19 protein-coding genes are annotated in these 17,724 nt (G+C 67.4%); 6 read left to right on the forward strand and 13 right to left on the reverse strand.

From position 1 onward, the window contains the following. From atpA to RWN05_RS17905, 12 genes are all read right to left on the reverse strand, one after another. Positions 1-1,211 (reverse strand): F0F1 ATP synthase subunit alpha (gene atpA / locus RWN05_RS17850; protein WP_314140578.1); only part of this gene is annotated, 1,211 nt, incomplete at its 3' end. Between the two features lie 109 nt (positions 1,212-1,320). Further along, positions 1,321-2,118, reverse strand: a complete 798-nt coding sequence (locus RWN05_RS17855; RefSeq protein ID WP_071262369.1) for a F0F1 ATP synthase subunit delta — start codon at positions 2,116-2,118, stop codon at positions 1,321-1,323. Beyond that, positions 2,118-2,669: a F0F1 ATP synthase subunit B gene (locus RWN05_RS17860; protein ID WP_121291811.1), complete on the reverse strand. Its 552-nt coding sequence runs from the start codon at positions 2,667-2,669 to the stop codon at positions 2,118-2,120. The genes RWN05_RS17855 and RWN05_RS17860 overlap by 1 nt, the downstream gene beginning before the upstream one ends. 30 nt (positions 2,670-2,699) lie before the next feature. Beyond that, positions 2,700-2,933: an ATP synthase F0 subunit C gene (atpE, locus tag RWN05_RS17865; RefSeq protein ID WP_064295310.1), complete on the reverse strand. Its 234-nt coding sequence runs from the start codon at positions 2,931-2,933 to the stop codon at positions 2,700-2,702. Between the two features lie 46 nt (positions 2,934-2,979). Further along, positions 2,980-3,759 carry a F0F1 ATP synthase subunit A gene (gene atpB, locus RWN05_RS17870; RefSeq protein WP_175117868.1) on the reverse strand — a complete coding sequence of 260 codons (780 nt, stop codon included), beginning with the start codon at positions 3,757-3,759 and terminating at the stop codon, positions 2,980-2,982. A gap of 276 nt (positions 3,760-4,035) precedes the next feature. Beyond that, on the reverse strand, positions 4,036-4,521 hold the full coding sequence (locus RWN05_RS17875) for a hypothetical protein (protein WP_064295309.1): 486 nt from the start codon (positions 4,519-4,521) through the stop codon (positions 4,036-4,038). Then, positions 4,518-5,783 (reverse strand): MraY family glycosyltransferase, encoded by a 1,266-nt coding sequence (locus RWN05_RS17880; RefSeq protein WP_079002755.1) that lies wholly within the window; start codon positions 5,781-5,783, stop codon positions 4,518-4,520. Before RWN05_RS17880 ends, RWN05_RS17875 begins: the two co-directional genes overlap by 4 nt. Further along, the gene (locus RWN05_RS17885) at positions 5,780-6,448 is read right to left on the reverse strand and encodes an L-threonylcarbamoyladenylate synthase (RefSeq protein WP_079002756.1); all 669 of its coding nucleotides are present in this window, start codon (positions 6,446-6,448) and stop codon (positions 5,780-5,782) included. The genes RWN05_RS17880 and RWN05_RS17885 overlap by 4 nt, the downstream gene beginning before the upstream one ends. Positions 6,449-6,521: 73 nt before the next feature. Continuing rightward, complete coding sequence (locus tag RWN05_RS17890; protein WP_314140580.1) at positions 6,522-7,508, reverse strand: glycosyltransferase family 4 protein; 987 nt, start codon at positions 7,506-7,508, stop codon at positions 6,522-6,524. Then, complete coding sequence (locus tag RWN05_RS17895; protein WP_079002758.1) at positions 7,505-9,325, reverse strand: nucleoside-diphosphate sugar epimerase/dehydratase; 1,821 nt, start codon at positions 9,323-9,325, stop codon at positions 7,505-7,507. Before RWN05_RS17895 ends, RWN05_RS17890 begins: the two co-directional genes overlap by 4 nt. A gap of 12 nt (positions 9,326-9,337) precedes the next feature. Further along, positions 9,338-10,309: an NAD-dependent epimerase/dehydratase family protein gene (locus tag RWN05_RS17900; RefSeq protein WP_314140582.1), complete on the reverse strand. Its 972-nt coding sequence runs from the start codon at positions 10,307-10,309 to the stop codon at positions 9,338-9,340. Beyond that, positions 10,306-11,103, reverse strand: coding sequence for a glycosyltransferase family 2 protein (locus tag RWN05_RS17905; protein WP_314140583.1), 798 nt, complete (start codon positions 11,101-11,103; stop codon positions 10,306-10,308). Before RWN05_RS17905 ends, RWN05_RS17900 begins: the two co-directional genes overlap by 4 nt. 125 nt (positions 11,104-11,228) lie before the next feature. Between RWN05_RS17905 and RWN05_RS17910 the strand changes: the two genes are divergently transcribed. From RWN05_RS17910 to RWN05_RS17920, 3 genes are read left to right on the forward strand one after another with little or no spacing between them, the layout of a single operon-like run. Next, on the forward strand, positions 11,229-11,867 hold the full coding sequence (locus RWN05_RS17910; protein WP_314140584.1) for an HAD-IA family hydrolase: 639 nt from the start codon (positions 11,229-11,231) through the stop codon (positions 11,865-11,867). Positions 11,868-11,912: 45 nt separating this feature from the next. Beyond that, a complete protein-coding gene (locus RWN05_RS17915) occupies positions 11,913-12,299 on the forward strand; it encodes a HEPN domain-containing protein (RefSeq protein ID WP_314140585.1) in 387 nt (128 codons plus the stop codon). After that, positions 12,277-13,458: a hypothetical protein gene (locus tag RWN05_RS17920; RefSeq protein ID WP_314140587.1), complete on the forward strand. Its 1,182-nt coding sequence runs from the start codon at positions 12,277-12,279 to the stop codon at positions 13,456-13,458. Before RWN05_RS17915 ends, RWN05_RS17920 begins: the two co-directional genes overlap by 23 nt. 40 nt (positions 13,459-13,498) lie before the next feature. Here RWN05_RS17920 and prmC read toward each other — a convergent pair whose 3' ends face one another. Further along, positions 13,499-14,407 (reverse strand): peptide chain release factor N(5)-glutamine methyltransferase, encoded by a 909-nt coding sequence (gene prmC, locus RWN05_RS17925; protein WP_228501986.1) that lies wholly within the window; start codon positions 14,405-14,407, stop codon positions 13,499-13,501. 163 nt (positions 14,408-14,570) lie between these two features. On the opposite strand from prmC, the gene cysK reads away from it, so the two are divergent. The 3 genes from cysK to RWN05_RS17940 all read left to right on the forward strand — a co-directional run. Next, complete coding sequence (cysK, locus tag RWN05_RS17930) at positions 14,571-15,509, forward strand: cysteine synthase A (protein ID WP_079002760.1); 939 nt, start codon at positions 14,571-14,573, stop codon at positions 15,507-15,509. A gap of 9 nt (positions 15,510-15,518) precedes the next feature. Beyond that, positions 15,519-16,085, forward strand: coding sequence for a serine O-acetyltransferase EpsC (gene epsC / locus RWN05_RS17935; RefSeq protein WP_079002761.1), 567 nt, complete (start codon positions 15,519-15,521; stop codon positions 16,083-16,085). A 91-nt stretch (positions 16,086-16,176) separates the two neighbouring features. Continuing rightward, a partial coding sequence (locus RWN05_RS17940) for an ABC-F family ATP-binding cassette domain-containing protein (RefSeq protein WP_314140589.1) occupies positions 16,177-17,724 on the forward strand: 1,548 nt, incomplete at its 3' end.

Consider the following 17,724-nt stretch of genomic DNA (forward strand, 5'->3'; position numbering starts at 1 on the left):
AGCGAGCGGTACTGCGCCAGCTCGAGCTTCAGCGTTCCGGAGACCTTCTTGATGCTCTTCACCTGAGCATCGCCACCGACGCGCGAGACGGAGATACCGACGTCGACCGCGGGGCGCTGGTTCGAGTTGAAGAGGTCGGACTGCAGGAAGATCTGGCCGTCGGTGATCGAGATCACGTTGGTCGGGATGTACGCCGAGACGTCGTTGGCCTTGGTCTCGATGATGGGCAGACCCGTCATCGAACCGGCGCCGAGCTCGTCGGACAGCTTCGCGCAACGCTCCAGCAGACGGGAGTGGAGGTAGAAGACGTCACCCGGGTACGCCTCGCGTCCCGGCGGACGACGGAGGAGGAGGGAGACGGCACGGTAGGCCTCGGCCTGCTTCGACAGGTCGTCGAAGATGATCAGGACGTGCTTGCCCTCGTACATCCAGTGCTGACCGATGGCCGAACCGGTGTACGGAGCGAGGTACTTGAAGCCGGCCGGGTCGGACGCAGGCGAGGCGACGATCGTCGTGTACTCGAGCGCGCCGGCCTCTTCCAGCGCACCCTTGACGGAGGCGATGGTCGAGCCCTTCTGGCCGATGGCGACGTAGATGCAGCGGACCTGCTTGTTGACGTCGCCCGACTCCCAGTTGGCCTTCTGGTTGATGATGGTGTCGATCGCGATCGCGGTCTTGCCGGTCTGGCGGTCGCCGATGATCAGCTGGCGCTGGCCACGGCCGACGGGGATCATGGCGTCGATCGCCTTGATGCCGGTCTGGAGCGGCTCGTGCACCGACTTGCGCTGCATGACGCCGGGAGCCTGGAGCTCCAGTGCGCGGCGGCCGGTGCTGGCGATCTCGCCGAGGCCGTCGATCGGGTTGCCGAGCGTGTCGACGACACGTCCGAGGTAGCCGTCGCCGACGGGGACCGAGAGGACTTCGCCCGTGCGGGTGACGTCCATGCCTTCGACGATCTCGTCGAACTCACCGAGGACGACGACGCCGATCTCGTGCTCGTCGAGGTTGAGCGCGAGGCCGAGGGTGCCGTTCGCGAAGCGGAGGAGCTCGTTCGCCATGGCGCCCGGGAGGCCCTCGACGTGGGCGATGCCGTCAGCGGCATCGATCACGCGTCCGACCTCGGTGGCCGCGGCGGTGCCGGGCTCGTAGGCCTTGACGAAGTCCTTGAGAGCATCCCGGATCTCGTCTGGGCTGATCGTGAGTTCTGCCATCATGTTCCTTTTGGTTGTGGAACCCGGGGGTTCCGAGAGGTGCGATCCGTCAGGATCAACGTCTTGAGTTGTGGAGACCGTCGGGCCGGTCTCCGCGCTGCACGGGCCGCTAGCCGGCCAGTTGCAGACGGAGGTCGTTCAGTCGGGCAGCGAGGCTGCCGTCGATGACGTCGTCCCCGAGCTGCACGCGCAGTCCACCGACGACGGCGGGGTCGATCACCTGGTTGATCTTCACCTGACGGCCGTAGGCCGTGGCGAGGTGGCGCTCGAGGCGCTGGAGCTGCGACGCCTCGATCGGTGCGGCTGCCGTGACCGTGGCGACCGCGAGGCCCTGCTGGTCGGCGACGATGCCTGATGCGTACCGGAGCAGTTCTCCGATCCGACGGTCTCGCGGCTGCTGCACGAGCTGACCGACGATGCTGACGGTCTGCGGGCTCGCCTTGCCCGCGAGGAGGGACGCCGCGAGGGCACCCTTCGCAGCGGACGAGCCGAGCTTGCTGCTGAGGGCCAGTTCGAGCTCGTGGTTGCTCGACACGAGCTTCCCGAACTCGAACAACTCGGCCTCGATGTCGCCCTGCGCACCGGCGGAGATCGAGGCGGCCCGGAGGCCGAGCTCCTCGATGCCTGCAAGCAGGTCGGCCTCGCTGGACCAGCGGCCGGAGACGACGGTCTGCAGCAGGCCGAGCGCCTGAGCGCTCAGCTGGGTGCCGAAGATCCGCTCGACGACGGTGCGCTTGGCACCGGCGTCGGCTGCGGGGTCGCTGAGCGCCGCGCTCAGGTGGCTCGAGCCGCCGATGGCCCGGCCCGCTGCGAACAGTCCGTCCGCGGTGGCCAGATCGGCCCCGGCGCCGAGGGCGGCGAGGGCCTCCTTCGACGAGGCGAGTGCTTCTCTGGTCGCGCTTCCCATTACTTGGCTGCCTTCTCCGACGCTTCGAGGTCCGCGAGGAACCGGTCGACGACCGCCGTGGCCTTCGCGTCGTCGTTCAGCGTCTCGCCGATGACGCCACTGGCGAGGTCGAGCGCGAGCGTGCCGACCTCGGCACGCAGCGACACGACGGCCGCCTGACGCTCGGCTTCGATCTGTGCCTGAGCGCTCGCGGTGACGCGAGCGGCTTCGACCGTGGCCTGCTCCTTGAGCTCGGCGAGGATCGTCTGACCCTCGACACGGGCCTGCTCGCGGATGCGGCCGGCTTCCTGACGGGCCTCGGCGAGCTGAGCGTTGTACTGCTCGAGCGCCGCTTCGGCCTGCTTCTGCGCTTCATCGGCCTTGGCGATGTTGCCCTCGATGGCCGCTGCGCGGTCGTCGAGGAGCTTCTGCACCTTCGGCAGGACCAGCTTCCAGAAGAAGCCGAGGATGATGATGAAGACGACGGCAGACCAGAAGATGTCGTAGACCGCTGGGATAAGAGGGTTCGTCGGTGCGCCCTCTTCAGCAGCGATGATCACTGCATCAAACATCTTGCCTCCTTCGGAGATGTGAAAGGGGGCTTAGACGAAGATGAAGTAGGTCGCGATGCCGATGAAGGCGAGCGCCTCGGTGAAGGCGATACCGATCCACATGAGGACCTGGAGACGACCACCCAGCTCGGGCTGACGCGCGGTGCCTTCGATCGTCTTGCCGACGACGATACCCACGCCGATGGCGGGGCCGATGGCTGCGAGACCGTAACCGACCGTCGCGATGTTTCCTTCAAGGGCGGCGAGAACGGTAGTTGCGTCCACGTTTGTTTCCTTCCGTTGGGTGAGACCTGGCGGGTGCCGGGCTCGATTAGTGCTCTTCTGCGACCGCGAGCTGGATGTAGACCGCGGTGAGGAGGGTGAAGACGTAGGCCTGGAGGACTGCGACCAGGAGTTCGAAGAGGGTGAAGACGAGGCCGAAGGCCAGCGTCCCGACACCCATCAGGGCGAACCATCCGCCGAGGTTCACGATGAAGAACTGCGTCGCCGCGAAGAACAGGACGAGGAGCAGGTGCCCGACGATCATGTTCATGAGGAGTCGGAGCGTCAGCGTGAGCGGGCGGATGACGAAGGTCGAGATGAGCTCGATCGGCGTGACGATGATGTACACCGGCCACGGCACCCCGGAGGGGAAGAGGGAGTTCTTGAAGAACTTGCCCGGGCTCTTCTTGATACCGGCGTAGATGAAGGTGACGTAGGACACCAGCGCGAGCACCAGCGGGACACCGATGACCGAGGTACCGGCCAGGTTCAGTCCGGGGATGATGCCCGTCAGGTTCATCGCGAGGACCATGAAGAAGATGGTCGTCAGGATCGGCAGGAACCGGAGGCCGTCCTTCTTGCCGAGCAGGTCTTCCGCGATGTTGACGCGGACGAAGCCGAGCCCCATCTCGGCGAGGCTCTGTGCGCGGCCGGGGACGAGGCGCATCTTGCGCGTCGACAGCCAGAAGAACAGGAGGAGCGCGATCACCGCGATGAACCGGATCAGGATGACCCGGTTGATCGCGAAGGGCGTGCCCTCGAAGAGGATGATGTCGGGGAAGAACTCGTCGATCGACGGACCGTGGAACTCGCCATCTTCGGCGGCCATCGGTGCGATCAGGTGCACGGCGTTAGCGAACAGCACGTATCTCCAGTTTCGGGGGCGTGGAGCAGAGCTCTCGCGGCGACGAACAGGGGGGATGTCTCCTCGCCGCACGCCGAAGCGGTGCTAGTGGGAGGATTCGTTGACGAGTCTAGCAAGGAAACCCGGCCCCGACGAACCCAGGGGTGGTATTCCACGGCGATATTCCGAGGTGCGACCTTCCGCTGTGCCCCGGATACCGGTTCCGGCATGCTCCCGCGCGACCTGGATGTGTCCGCAGCGTCAGCCCTGGTCGGAGTCCTGCGGCGACGCCTTCGGGAGGATGTCGTCCGAGACGTAGGGCACCCGCACCTTCGCCGCCACGACGGCGTCGATCACGAGCGATCCGACGACACCGACGATGACGCTCCCGAACAGGATCGGTGCGTTGACCCACGGCTGGTCCTTCAGGATGAAGCCGAGCACGAGGAAGATGACGAACTTCACGAGCCAGCTGCCCATCACCACCCCGAACAGGATGCCGACGAAGAACTCCTGGCCGGACCAGCGGTTGGCGAAGAGGATGCTCACCGAGGTGATGCCGAGGAACACGAGCGCCATCGCGGTGCCGATGAGCGCACTCGTCAGCCCGCGGGAACCGTCGACGCTCCAGCCGACCACTCCCCCGACGACGGCGATCACGAGCGCGAGGAGCGCGCTATATCGGAGTGCCGTGCGGAAGACCCGGTTGGCGCTCACGTGCGAGCCGGCCTGGGCGGGAGGAGTCATGGGTGCTGGTCCTTCTTGGCGAGAGAGTCGAGGGTGTCGAGGGTGTCGCCGCTCACGGGCGCCTCGGGGTCGCGCTGCCCGGAGGCCTCGTCGAGCCGATCGTACAGCGCCGACCCGGGAGCCCCCTCAGCGCCGGCGGCCACGCGCTGCGCGAGCCGGTCGGCCCGCCTGCGGCGACCGATCGGCAGGAGCGTGAACGCCGTGCAGGTGACGACGCCCACGGAGACGAAGAGCACGGCCAGCCACGTCGGGGCGGCGAAGAACGCCAGGCATCCGACGGAGATGACCACCGTCCAGCCGTAGAAGATCAGGACGGCGTGCACCTGGCTGTGACCGAGGTCGAGCAGCCGGTGGTGCAGGTGCATCCGGTCCGCGCTGAACGGCGACTTGCCGGCCCGGAGACGACGGAGGACGGCCAGGACGAAGTCGGCGAGCGGCACGACCAGGATGGCGAACGGCAGCAGGATGGGGATGAACGCGGGCAACAGTTGCGTGCGGCCCAGGGCGGCCGGGTCGACCTGGCCGGTCACGGCGGCTGCGGAGGTCGCCATGAGCAGCCCGACGAGCAGCGCACCGGCGTCGCCCATGAACAGTCGGGCGGGGTGCCAGTTGAGCGGGAGGAAGCCGAGACAGGCGCCGACGAGGATCGCGGCGATCAGCGAAGCGAGGTTGAAGTAGTCGCTCGCCCCGGTGGAGGTCACGAGCAGCTGCGTGTAGACGAAGAACACGGTGTTCGCGATGACGGCGACACCGGCGACGAGCCCGTCGAGTCCGTCGACGAAGTTGATCGCGTTCATCACGAGCACGATGGCGAAGACCGTCATCGAGAAGGACACCCACGACGAGCCGACCGTCAGGCCACCGATGGGCAAGGAGTAGATCTGCACACCGAGCCAGGCGACGAGCCCTGCCGCCATGAACTGTGCGGCGAGCTTGATCATCCAGTCGAGGTCCCACAGGTCGTCTGCGACGCCGATCCCGACGATGAACAGGGCGGCACCGAGGATCGCGAGCACCGGCTCCGGATCGGCGAACACGAGGTCGAAGAAGGGCAGCTGCCAGGCCACACCGAACGCGACGAGGATGCCGATGAACATCGCGACCCCGCCGAGGCGCGGCGTCGGCGTCTGGTGGACGTCCCGCTCGCGGATCGGTGGGTGGAGACCGTACTTCACACCGACGCGCCGCGCGAGGTGGGCGAAGCCGAAGGTGATGCCCGCGCTCACGACGAGCACGATGAGGTACCCGGAGAACTGGTTCATGGTTCGCGCGACTCGGGGAGCAGATCGCCCACCACGTCGCGGATCGCCTCGCGGGAGACGGCTCCGTCGCGCAGGACGACGATCCGTTCGTCGGCCGTGCCGAGTCGGGTCGCGTCGATGATCGTCGACGACTGCTCGCCGCTCTCGCCGCCGTCGAGGTAGACCGAGACCGAATCGCCGAGCATCTCGAGCGCGGCAGCGGCGGACGTCGCGGCCGATCGGCCGGTGAGGTTCGCCGAGGAGACCGCGAGCGGGCCGGTGTCCTGCAGGAGTTCGAGGGTCACCGGGTTCGACGGCATCCGGAGCGCGACCGTGCCTGCGGTCTCGCCGAGGTCCCAGGCGAGCGACGGCTGGGCCTCGAGCACGATGGTCAGGCCTCCGGGCCAGAACGCCTCGACGAGCCGGTGCACGGCATCGGGCACGGACGCCGCCAAGGCCTCGAGCGTGTTCACACCGGAGACGAGGACGGGCGGCGGTGACTGCCGGGTCCGACCCTTCGCGTCGAGCAGGCGCTGCACCGCGGCCGGGGAGAACGCGTCGGCGGCCACCCCGTAGACCGTGTCGGTCGGGAGCACGACCAGCTCACCCCTCGCCAGGGCCGTCCGCGCCAGGCGCATCCCGGCGAGCAGCTGCGCGTGATCCTGGCAATCGAAGGTCTGCGGCATGTGGTGGGTCCTGGCTGAACGGGGCCGCCGATCGGTGATCAGTCGGCCGGATGATCGGGGTGACGACGCTCAATCATAGCCTCGGGCGTCTTCCGAGCAGTCTGGGCAGGCACAGGTAGACGGCGAGGACGAGCAGGATGCCGAGGACGGCGAGGACCTGGAGGGGCCACGCGCCCGTCGCGACGACCACCCCGAGGATCCCGGTGGCGAGGGTCGCGACGCTGACGACGGCGGTGGACCCGAGGTGGCCGAGTCCACCGGCGGCGAGACGCTGGTACACGTGGCTGCGATGCGCCTCGTGCAGCGGCTCCCCCCGCCGCCAGCGCGCGATGATCGTCGTGCCGGTGTCGGCGACGTACACGAGGACCGGGCCGATCAGCGCGACGAAGGAGATGCCGCTGAAGGCCGCGTAGATGGCGACCGCGACGAGGGAGCCGCCGAGGAGGTAGCTGCCGACGTCGCCCAGGAACATCCGGCGCCGAGCGAGGTTCCACGGCAGGAACCCGAGGAACGCTGCCGCCACGACGAGGCCTGCTGCCGTGACGCCCGGGAGACCGGCCACGGCGCCGAGACCGGCGTAGAACCCGCCGACGACCGCGCCGTGCATCGAGGAGATGCCGTTGACGCCGTCCATGAAGTTCGCGATGTTCGTGTAGGCGACGAGCGCCACGATCCCGAGCGGGATCCACCAGGAACTCGCGGCCATCGAGACGACGAGCACCCAGGTCGCCACGAGTCCGAGCACGACCTGCAAGCCGAAGCGCACCCGGACGGGGAGTCCGCGGACGTCCTCCACGGCTCCGATGGCCGCGTTGACGATCGACACGGCGGCGACGATCCAGAGCGGCAGACTGTGGAGCAGGACCGCGGCCGTACCGAGACCGACGGCGACCGCGAGCGCGACGCCGATCCCTCCCCCGCGGATCGTCGGGGTGACGTGCATGGATCGGTGGTTCGGGGTGTCGACGACCGCCCGACGGATGAGGATCGGGCGGATGGCGAGCTGGGACAGCAGGCTCACGACGAGCGCGAGCACCCCCGCCAGGATGGCAACCGTCATTGCACCAGGTGGTGGGTGCCGGCGCCCTCGTCGGCGATGGTCTCCCGCCAGACGGCGATGTCGAGGAGTGCCGGGTCGAGCGGCTGGATCCGCGTGTGCGAGACCTTCGGGTGCTTCGAGCGGTCGGCGATCTCGTCGGTGTCGATGAGGACCTCGTGCAGCTTCTCGCCGTGCCGCAGGCCGGTGTACACGATCTCGACGTCCTTGCCGGACGCGGCGATCATGCGCTTGGCGACGTCGAGGATGCGGACCGGACGGCCCATGTCGAGGATGAGGACCTCGCCCGGGTCGCCGATCGCGCCGGCCTGGATGACGAGCTTCGACGCCTCGGGGATCGTCATGAAGAAGCGGGTGACGTCGGGATGCGTGACCGTGACCGGGCCACCGGCCTCGATCTGGGCGGTGAACGCCGGGATGGCGGAGCCGCGGCTGCCGATGACGTTGCCGAACCGGACCGAGAGGTACCGTGCGTCGGTCTCCTGGGCGCTCATCCAGGCGGTGAGCTTCTCGGCGATGCGTTTGCTGTAACCGAGGACGGTCGTCGGGTTCGCGGCCTTGTCGGTCGAGATGTTGACGAAGGTGCCGACGCCCACGGCTCGTGCCGCGTTCAGCACGTTCAGGGTGCCGAGGACGTTGTTCTTCCAGGCCTCGTCGGGGTACTGCTCGAGCATCGGAGCGTGCTTCAGCGCTGCCGCGTGGAACACGACGTCGGGACGGCGGTCCTCGAAGATCTCCATGAGCGAGGGGAGATCGCGGATGTCGGCGAGCACGACCTCCTTGGTGTCGAGCAGACCGTGTCCGGAGATCGAGAGCTGCGTGGTGTGGAGCCCCGTCTCGTCGCGGTCGAGCAGGACGAGCTCCGCCGGACCGAACTGGTTGACCTGCCTGGCGATCTCGGAGCCGATGGATCCGCCGGCACCGGTGACGAGCACGCGCTTGCCGGTCAGGTACCCCGCGATGCTCTCGACCTGCAGGTCGACGGTGTTGCGGCCGATGAAGTCCTCGACGTTGAGGTCGCGCAGGCTCGGCGCGCTCTCGCCCGTCCCGGGAGCCAGCATCGTGTCGATGGGCGGCACGACGAGCACCCGGAGCTTCGCCTCGTCGGCTCGCTCACTGACCTGGCGGATGAAGTCGTTGTCGACGTCCGCGATGCTGATGATGAGCGCCTGCGCCCCGGTGCGCTTGACGGCCGCCACCAGGTCGGCTCCCGTGCCGACCACGGCGACGGAGGCGATGCGGAAGTTGCGCTTCGAGGGGTCGTCGTCGATGACACCCACCGGGAGGTAGGGCGACTGCGGGTCCCGCATGAGCCGAGGGATGATCGACATCCCGAGCGCACCGGCTCCGTAGACGAGGACGCGCTGCGCCTCGATCGGCCGGCTGCGGCTGTCGACGAAGAGTCGCTTGACGTAGCGCGTGATGCCCATGAAGACGATCGCGAACGGGAACGCGATCACCGTGGTGGACCGTGGAACCCCCCACGCGACGCCGAACACCGCGTTGACCGCGATGAGGATCGCGGTGACGATCAGCGCGACGACGATGAGCTGTTTCGCCTCGTAGAAGCTGCCGAAGCTGTGCAGGCCGTGGTAGTAGCTCCACAGGTAGGCCACGACGAGCTGGGCGACCACGGCGATGACGCACAGGAGGACCGTCCCCACGAGGGCCACGCGCTCGTACTCGAGCTCGAACCGGACGAGCTGGGCGACCACGATGGCGAGCACCCAGCACAGTGCGTCGAGGGCGGTCTTCGCGGCGAAACGAGGACCGGGCGCCTGCGTCCATCTACGGGGGGCGTCGGGGAGCGTGGAGGTCATAACGTGTCGATCCTACCGATCGCCGGCTCCGCGTTGGCTGCGCACGGACTGCGCGTCGGGGCCGGGCGCACCGCGCTCCGCGGCGAGGGCTGCGATCGAGGACCGGAGACCGTCGTCCGTCGCCGTCGGCATACGATCGTGCCCGAGTGCACCGAGCAGTCGGGCACCGGAGACGCGGTAGTCCTCGGTGAGCTTGGCGAGACGCCCGGAGTTGAGCGGCACGGCGGGGACGCGATCGCCGACGGCGGCCGCCAACCGCACGAGGGCCGGTGGGAGCGCCAGGCGACGGACCCGGCGACCGGTGACCTCGGCGATGAGGGTGACGAGGTGCCCCGTCGACACGGGCTCGTCGTCGGCGACGAGGTACACACCCGTCGTGACGGTGGGCGTGTCGATGATGCTCGTGATCGCCCACGCGAGGTTCTGGATCGACACGAAGCTGCGCTCGTTGCGGAAGGCGTCGAGCGGGTACGGGATGCCGCGGGAGAGCAGACCGAACAGGAGGCGCAGGTTGCCCTTGTCCCCCGGCCCGTGCACCATCGTCGGACGGAGGACGATCGTCCGGCGACCGGCGGGCGGTTCGACGGCGAGCAGGAGCCGCTCGGCTGCGAGCTTCGACTTCCCGTACGGGGTCACCGGGTGGGGCTCGGCGGACTCGTCGAGCACGCCGTCGACCGTCGCCTCGTTCACCGCGGCGACGCTGCTCAGCTGGATGAAGGTGGTGGCGTCCGACGCGAGGAAGGCGACGTACGCACGTTCGGCGAGGTCGGTGTTGATCCTGCGGTACACCTCGGGAGAGGCGGTGCCGTCGAGGTCGTGCGCCTTCCCGGCGAGGTTCACCACGATGTCGACGTCCGAGGGGAAGGGCTCCCCCGTCCACCCGCGTAAGGAGAACGGCACGACCTCGTGGCCGGCCGCCTCGAGGACGGGGACGAGGTTCGTCCCGATGAAGCCGGTCGCACCGGTCACGAGCACCCGGCTCATCGTCCGAACCATCCCCACGTGCGGAAGTACACGAAGGCCCCGTGGATCGAGTACCACATCAGCTTCCGGTTGTGATGCGAGCCCTTCGCGAAGTGGTGGTGGATCGTCGCGCCGGGGTAGTACGCGGTCCGGGACACCTGGAGGAAGCGTCGGGTGAGGTCGGCGTCCTCGATGTACATGAAGATCCGCTCGTCGAAGAAGCCGACGCGGTGCAGGGTCGAGGTCCGGAGGAACATGAAGCACCCCGAGAGGTAGGGCACGTCGAACATCGTCTTGTTGTAGTCGTGCGCCGGGTTCTCGTCGATGTCGCGGTACTCGTAGCGGGCCATGCGCTTCGCGACGAGCGGCTTCAGCGGGCCGGGCAGGAACCGGCGGGCGAAGAGGTCGAAGACGGAGGGGTTCCGCTTCACCAGGTACTGGAGGGAGCCGTCGGGGTACAGCACCTTCGGCATGACGTGCCCGACCTCGGGGTGCTCGAGCATGAACTCGTGGAGCTCCTCGACCGCCTCCGGCTCGAAGTACACGTCCGGGTTGACCACCATGTGGAACTTCGAGCGCCCGAGGACCTTCGCGATCGCGAGGTTGTGGGCGGCGCCGAAGCCGGGGTTCGAGGGGTTGTGCAGGTACTCGATGCGCGGGTCGTCCACGAGGTCGCGGAGCTCGTCCGTCGGCGAGTTGTCGACGAGGTAGAGCGTCTCGACGAGCGGGCTTCCGAGGGTCGAGTCGATGGCCGCACGCAGCTTGTCGCGATCGTTCCGGTACATGACGATGCAGGCGGTCACAGGACGGTCCACGGTTCACCCTCTCCGGCGGCGGGGACGGCACCGCCGAGGCACGTCGGACGTGGGCCCGACGCGCCTGGTCAGTCTACGTGCTGCCCACGTCCGGTCCTGGGAGCCCGGGGCCGCATACTGGAGTGGTGCCAGAGCGTGTGTTCTTCTTCGACTGCGACAAGACCCTGTACGACTACGACTTCCGGAAACGCCTTCCGGCGCTCTCGCGGTTGACGGGCGTGAGCCAGTACCGGCTCGCGAAGCAGTGGTGGGTCGGCGGGCACGAGGCCGCGGCCAACATCGGCGAGTACCCGACCAGTGACGACTACCTGGCGGTGTTCGCCGAGGTCACCGGATACCCGCTGACCCTCGCGGAGTGGCGCGAGGCCCGTGCGGCGGCGATGACACCGGTTCCCGGCGTCCTGGCCACCCTCGCCCGCGCCTCGACCCTCGGCACGGTCTCCCTGCTGTCGAACAATCCGATCCCGTTCCGGGACTCCTTCGCGCAGCTGGCTCCCGAGGCCGCAGCCCTCCTCGGCGAGAACGACCTCGTGTCGGCCGTCCTCGGAGCGGAGAAGCCGGAGCCCCGTGTCTACACCCGGGCGCTCAGCCGGTACGGCGTCGCACCCGGTCGCACCATGCTCATCGACGACTCTGCGGCGAACTGCGCGGGTGCCGAGGCCGTTGGGATGCACGCCTTCCGACTGACGAAGGACGCCTCAGGTGCCTTCGACGTCGCGGGACTCGACGCCGCCGTCGACGCCTTCGTGGCGGCCACCGGGTAGACACGCGTTGCGGCGCGAGCAATCTACCGCCAGACTCGGCGGAAGATGGACAACATTGAAGCGTCAAAACTCCGAAAGGCTGAGGAGTTCCTCATATCTGCTGAGCTAATGCAGGAATGCGGCTCCCTCAACGCCGCGGTGAGCTTGGCAGTCTCTGCGAGCATTAATGCTTCGGACGCGATAATATTCGGAGTCAGCGGAAGATTACCCTCCGGCGTTGACCACAACTCGGCGGTAACCGCGCTCAAGAAGGCGAGTGATGCCTCTGCGTGGATTCAATTGCAGCGGGCATTGAACTTGAAAAATAAAGCGCAATATTCCGCAGTATCCTGCACAAGTACCGACGCCGAGAACGCAATTAAAGCAGCTCAGCGCCTAGTCGAAAAGGCACGCCAACGAAAGGGCCTCCATGAACATCCTCATTCCGGATAGCGAAACTCACGAAGACGAACATTATCGTTGCTTCGTAATCGGGCCCATCGGAAATCGATTTGAACCTCTAGACTCGCCAGCACGAGAAACTTACGAAGAGTCACTCGAGGTCTTGGAGAAGGTAATCGTTCCCGCCTGCCAGGCTTTCGGAATTGAACCCGTCCGAGCTGACCAGATCTCGATCAGCGGCGAGGTCACCGAACAGGTATTGCGTCACATCTATGAGGACGAGATTGTAATCGCAGATGTTAGCGGTGGAAACCCGAATGTAATGTATGAACTTGGGCTGCGCCACACTCGCCCCTTACTGACAATTCAGTTGGGTGAGTACGGGCAGCTGCCCTTCGATATCGCTGACATTCGCACAATCCAATTCTCACGGTCGGAGCGAGGACTAATCGATGCTCGAAAGGCATTGCAAGCAGCAATCGGCGTGGGCCTAGGAGCACCCACCGATTCCATCGCGGTTTCTCGAATCTGGAACAGCGTCGACGGACCGGGCGAATCTCTCGGCCTCGTATCGATCGAAAATGAGGAGCCCGATGCTCCAGAAGAAGAGAAAGCAGAGGAGGAAGGATTTCTTGAACGACTAGCAGCAGTTGAGGCCTTGTTTCCTGAAGTCACTAAGACCGCCACTGCGATCGGTTCCGTCATCGAGGATCTTGGTGCAACAGCCACCTCCTCTTCGGAAGATCTCAATCTTGCGAATGCATCCGGAGCCAACACAAAGACTCGGCTAACTATCGTCGCCAAATTTGCTCGGGACTTGCAGGAACCCGCGGATGAACTCGTCGAGTTGACGTCACGCTTCTACGCGGAAATGGAGTCAATCGACGGCCAAATACGCGGGATCTTTCGGCACATCGAGAATAACCCAGAGTGGGTGGCACAAGAGGGTACGGATAGCTTCCTAGACGGCATCAGCGCCCTCGCGAAGTCTGTACGTGAATCCATGGTTCACATGACTGGATTTGGTGGGGCAGTTACTGGTCTCTCGCAGATGAGCAGCACACTACGTCGTCCTGCATCGAAGATCGTTGGAGCGGTGAAGAAGATGGCCGAGACTGCAGCTTTCGCTGACGAGTGGGAGAGCATCACCCACCGGCTGCGGCGAGAGGCCGCCGGGCTGCAATCCGAGCGGGTCGAGGCAGATCAATAGCCGGCCGCATGGGTCCACAGAGCGCAGACGTGCCGACGGGTCAGCGGATCGCGATGGTGGTGCGGTCGCGGGTGGTGAGGTCGCGGTGCGTCGCCGCAGCGTGCCAGCCGTCGGCCGTGAGCAGCTCGCGGATGGCCTGCCCCTGGAGTTCACCGTGCTCGATGATGAGCGTGCCGCCCCGGTGGAGCAGTCGCTGCGCGGTCGCGGACACCTGGCGCACCACGTCGAGACCGTCCGGTCCGCCGTACAGCGCGGCCGAGGGGTCGTGGAGACGCACTTCGGGATCGCGTGGGATCGCGTCGTCCGGGACGTACGGGGGGTTCGAGATCACGACGTCCACCGAGCCGTCGAGCTCGTGGAAGGCGTCGGCGAGGTGCTCGAAGACGACGGTGGCGTTGTCGGCACCGGACTCGGCGAAGTTCCGTCTCGCCCAGATGAAGGCCTCGACCGAGTTCTCGGTCGCGTAGATCGCCGCGTTCGGGACCTCGGTCGCCATCGCCAGCGCGATCGCTCCGCTGCCGGTGCCGAGGTCGACGCCGATGGGCCGAGGGATCGGCACCGCCCGGAGTGCGTCGATGGCGAACTGCACGACCGACTCGGTCTCGGGGCGCGGCACGAAGACGCCTGGTCCGACCGCGAGTTCCATCGAACGGAACGCGGCACGACCCGTGATGTGCTGCAGCGGTTCACGCGCGGCCCGACGTTCGACCAGCTCGGCGAACACGGTGCGCTCTTCGGCGTCGAGCACGCGACCGGTGATCGCCGCGGCCTGCACGGCACCGCGACCGAGGCCGAGCACGTGTCCGAGGAGGAGTTCCGCGTCGACGTCGGGTGACGGCACGGCCGCGCGGGTGAGGATCTCGACGGCGTGTTGGCGCGCGAGTTCGACGGTCGCAGGGTGGCCGGCTGACGGGGTGTCTGCGGCGGCGGCGGAAGGGGTGCTGGGCATGAGCGAGGTCATCATCTGGGGCGGCCTGGTCGGGTGGGCCGCACCGAGCCTACCCCACCGCCTCGATGCGGCCGCGGGCCGTCGATCCTCCTCGTCACACGGGAGACCGCCGATCGACCAGGTCGTAGGCTGAACCGAGCCCCATTCGAGGAAGAGGAACACCGTGACCGGCACCGTCTACACCGACATCACTCAGGCCTACGGCCGCACCCCGCTCGTCCGCCTGAACCGCATCGCCGAGGGCGTCGGCGCGACCGTCCTGGCGAAGCTGGAGTTCTACAACCCCGGATCGAGTGTCAAGGACCGCCTGGGCATCGCGCTCGTCGATGCGGCGGAGGCCTCGGGCCAGCTGCAGCCCGGAGGGACCATCGTCGAGTCGACGAGCGGGAACACCGGCATCGCGCTCGCCCTCGTGGGAGCCGCGCGGGGCTACCGGGTCATCCTCACGATGCCGGCCTCGATGAGCAAGGAACGCCGGTCCCTCCTCCGTGCCTACGGTGCCGAGCTCGTCCTCACCGACCCGACCAAGGGGATGGCGAACGCCGTGCAGGAGGCGCAGCGCATCGTCGCCGAGAACCCCGGCGCCGTCTGGGTCAGGCAGTTCGAGAACGAAGCGAACCCCGCCATCCACCGACGGACGACCGCGCCCGAGATCTGGGAGGACACCGCCGGCACGGTCGACGCGTTCGTCGCGGGCATCGGGACGGGCGGGACCATCACCGGCGTCGGCGGCTGGCTCCGTGAGCACAACCCCGACGTGCAGATCATCGCGGTCGAGCCCGCGGACTCCCCGCTGCTCAGCGAGGGTCGTGCCGGTGGACACAAGATCCAGGGCATCGGCCCGAACTTCGTGCCCGACATCCTCGACACCTCCTTGTTCAGCGAGATCATCCCGGTCGAGACCGACACGGCCTACGCGACCGCACGACGCCTCGCGACCGACGACGGCATCATCGGCGGCATGTCCTCCGGCGCCGCTGTCTGGGCCGCCCTCGAGGTCGGACGCCGTCCGGAGATGGCCGGCAAGACGATCGTCGTCATCATCCCCGACGCGGGCGAGCGCTACCTGTCGACGACGATGTACGACGACCTGCGCGACTAGGCTCGACGCATGGGAATGCTGTCGCGGGTCCGCGAGGACATCGGTGCCGCACGCGCACACGATCCGGCGGCCCGCGGCACCATCGAGATCGCGCTCAGCTACTCCGGCCTGCACGCCGTCTGGGCGTACCGGCTGCACCATCGCCTGTGGCGGCGCGGCTTCCGCACCCTCGCCCGGTTCGGCTCGCAGTTCACCCGGTTCCTCACCGGGATCGAGATCCACCCGGGCGCCCGGATCGGCAGGCGGTTCTTCATCGACCACGGTATGGGCGTCGTCATCGGTGAGACGGCCGAGGTGGGCGACGACGTCATGATCTTCCACGGCGTGACCCTCGGCGGGAAGAGCCGCGGCGTCGGCAAGCGCCACCCGACCATCGGTGACGGCGTCGCCGTCGGTGCCGGGGCGAAGATCCTCGGGCCCATCCGGATCGGTGCGGGCACCATCGTCGGCGCGAACGCCGTCGTCACCAAGGCGTGCCCACCCCGCAGTCTGCTGCTCGGCGTCCCCGCGGTCGAGCGCCCGCGCGGGAGCGGCGCCCACGGCCTCGCGTTGCTCGATCCCGAGTACCACATCTGATCCGCGAGCGGTGAGGCGCTCCGTCGCCCGCGCCTCCCCCGGACGACGAACTCCCGCATTCCACCCGCATCCCGCTCCTCGAGAGGTCCCCATGAGTCTCATCCGCCTGCACGACGTCACCGTCCGGTTCGAGGAACGCCCGGTACTCCGCGACGTCTTCTTCCGGCTCGAGCCAGGCGACCGGGTCGGGCTCATCGGGCGGAACGGTTCAGGCAAATCCACCCTCCTGAAGCTCGCGCTCGACCAGCTCCAGCCGGACTCGGGCACGGTGACCATCGAGGACGGAACGCGGATCGGCTACTTCTCGCAGTTCTCGGAGCTCGACGGCAGCGCCACCATCACCGAGGTCCTCGAAGGACTCTTCGGTCACATCCACGCCATCGAGGCGGAACTCGCATCCATCGACGCCGCGATCGCCGCCGACCCGAACGACCTCGACGGGATGACGAAGCTCATCGAACGGCAGGCCGAGCTCTTCGAGGAGATGGAGCGCCAGGACGGCTGGGACTACCAGCGCCACATCGACACCGCCCTCACCACGCTCGGCTTCGACGCCGCGCGCCGCGTGCTCCCCATCGACTCGCTCTCCGGGGGTTGGCGCAACCGTGCGGCGCTCGCGAAGATCCTCCTCGAGCGCCCGGACGTCCTGCTCCTCGACGAGCCGACGAACTTCCTCGACGTCGCGGGGGTCGAGTGGCTCGAATCCTGGTTCGGCTCGTTCCGCGGCGCGGCGATCGTCGTCTCGCACGACCGGACCTTCCTCGACGCCGTGGTCACCCGCATCGTCGAGGTCGAGAACTTCCACCTCCACGAGTACCCCGGCAGCTTCGACGAGTACGTCGTCCAGAAGCAGTTCCGGCTCAAGAGCCTCGAGGCGCAGTTCGTCCACGAGTCCGAACTGCTCGCCTTCGAGGCCGAGGGCATCTCGGACCGTCGCGAGGCGGCCAAGGCCGCCGGGAAGAAGGACCTCTCCTCGCAGCTGGCCAAGATCAAGAAGGCCAGGCCGCCGCGTCCGGTCGACGACATCATCACCGACATCTACGGCGGCCTGCACATCAAGGACACGCTCTGCCGGATCCAGGGGCTCACGAAGGCCTACGGCGACCACACGCTGTTCGACGGGCTCGACCTCGAGATCGGCCGCCGCGAACGCATCGTCGTCCACGGACCGAACGGTGCGGGCAAGTCCACGTTCCTCCGGATCCTCGAGGGCGACGAACGCCCCGACGCCGGTCACGTCACGTGGACCGGCGGGGTCCGATACGCGTCCTACAACCAGATGGTCGACGAGCTGGACCTCACCGACACGGTCGCGCACGCCGTCGGCGCTATGCCCGACAGCCTCGCCTTCGCGGCGACGAAGAAGTCGGTGAACCGCTTCCTCGGCATGTTCCAGTTCTCGGACGCCGACCTCAAGCAGAAGATCGGCATGCTGTCGGGTGGGCAGCGCGCCCGCGTCGCCATGGCCCAGTGCCTGCTCTCCGGAGCTTCGGTGCTCCTCCTCGACGAGCCGACGAACCACCTGGACCTCGCGAGCACGCAGGTGATGGAGCGCGCACTCGTGCACTTCCCCGGCGCCATCGTCGTGGTCAGCCACGACCGATTCTTCGCCGACAAGGTCGCGACGAAGCGACTGCGC

The organism is uncultured Plantibacter sp., from assembly GCF_963518075.1.
GTDB lineage: Bacteria > Actinomycetota > Actinomycetes > Actinomycetales > Microbacteriaceae > Plantibacter > Plantibacter flavus_A.

Coding starts and splice junctions, on each gene's coding strand:
- RWN05_RS17855 (WP_071262369.1), bottom strand. CDS start 2,118: ATGGGAAGCGCGACCAGAGAAGCACTCGCCTCGTCGAAGGAGGCCCTC.
- RWN05_RS17860 (WP_121291811.1), bottom strand. CDS start 2,669: ATGTTTGATGCAGTGATCATCGCTGCTGAAGAGGGCGCACCGACGAAC.
- atpB (WP_175117868.1), bottom strand. CDS start 3,759: ATGGCCGCCGAAGATGGCGAGTTCCACGGTCCGTCGATCGACGAGTTC.
- RWN05_RS17875 (WP_064295309.1), bottom strand. CDS start 4,521: ATGACTCCTCCCGCCCAGGCCGGCTCGCACGTGAGCGCCAACCGGGTC.
- RWN05_RS17880 (WP_079002755.1), bottom strand. CDS start 5,783: ATGAACCAGTTCTCCGGGTACCTCATCGTGCTCGTCGTGAGCGCGGGC.
- RWN05_RS17885 (WP_079002756.1), bottom strand. CDS start 6,448: ATGCCGCAGACCTTCGATTGCCAGGATCACGCGCAGCTGCTCGCCGGG.
- RWN05_RS17890 (WP_314140580.1), bottom strand. CDS start 7,508: ATGACGGTTGCCATCCTGGCGGGGGTGCTCGCGCTCGTCGTGAGCCTG.
- RWN05_RS17895 (WP_079002758.1), bottom strand. CDS start 9,325: ATGACCTCCACGCTCCCCGACGCCCCCCGTAGATGGACGCAGGCGCCC.
- RWN05_RS17900 (WP_314140582.1), bottom strand. CDS start 10,309: ATGAGCCGGGTGCTCGTGACCGGTGCGACCGGCTTCATCGGGACGAAC.
- RWN05_RS17915 (WP_314140585.1), top strand. CDS start 11,913: ATGGACAACATTGAAGCGTCAAAACTCCGAAAGGCTGAGGAGTTCCTC.
- RWN05_RS17920 (WP_314140587.1), top strand. CDS start 12,277: ATGAACATCCTCATTCCGGATAGCGAAACTCACGAAGACGAACATTAT.
- prmC (WP_228501986.1), bottom strand. CDS start 14,407: ATGCCCAGCACCCCTTCCGCCGCCGCCGCAGACACCCCGTCAGCCGGC.
- epsC (WP_079002761.1), top strand. CDS start 15,519: ATGGGAATGCTGTCGCGGGTCCGCGAGGACATCGGTGCCGCACGCGCA.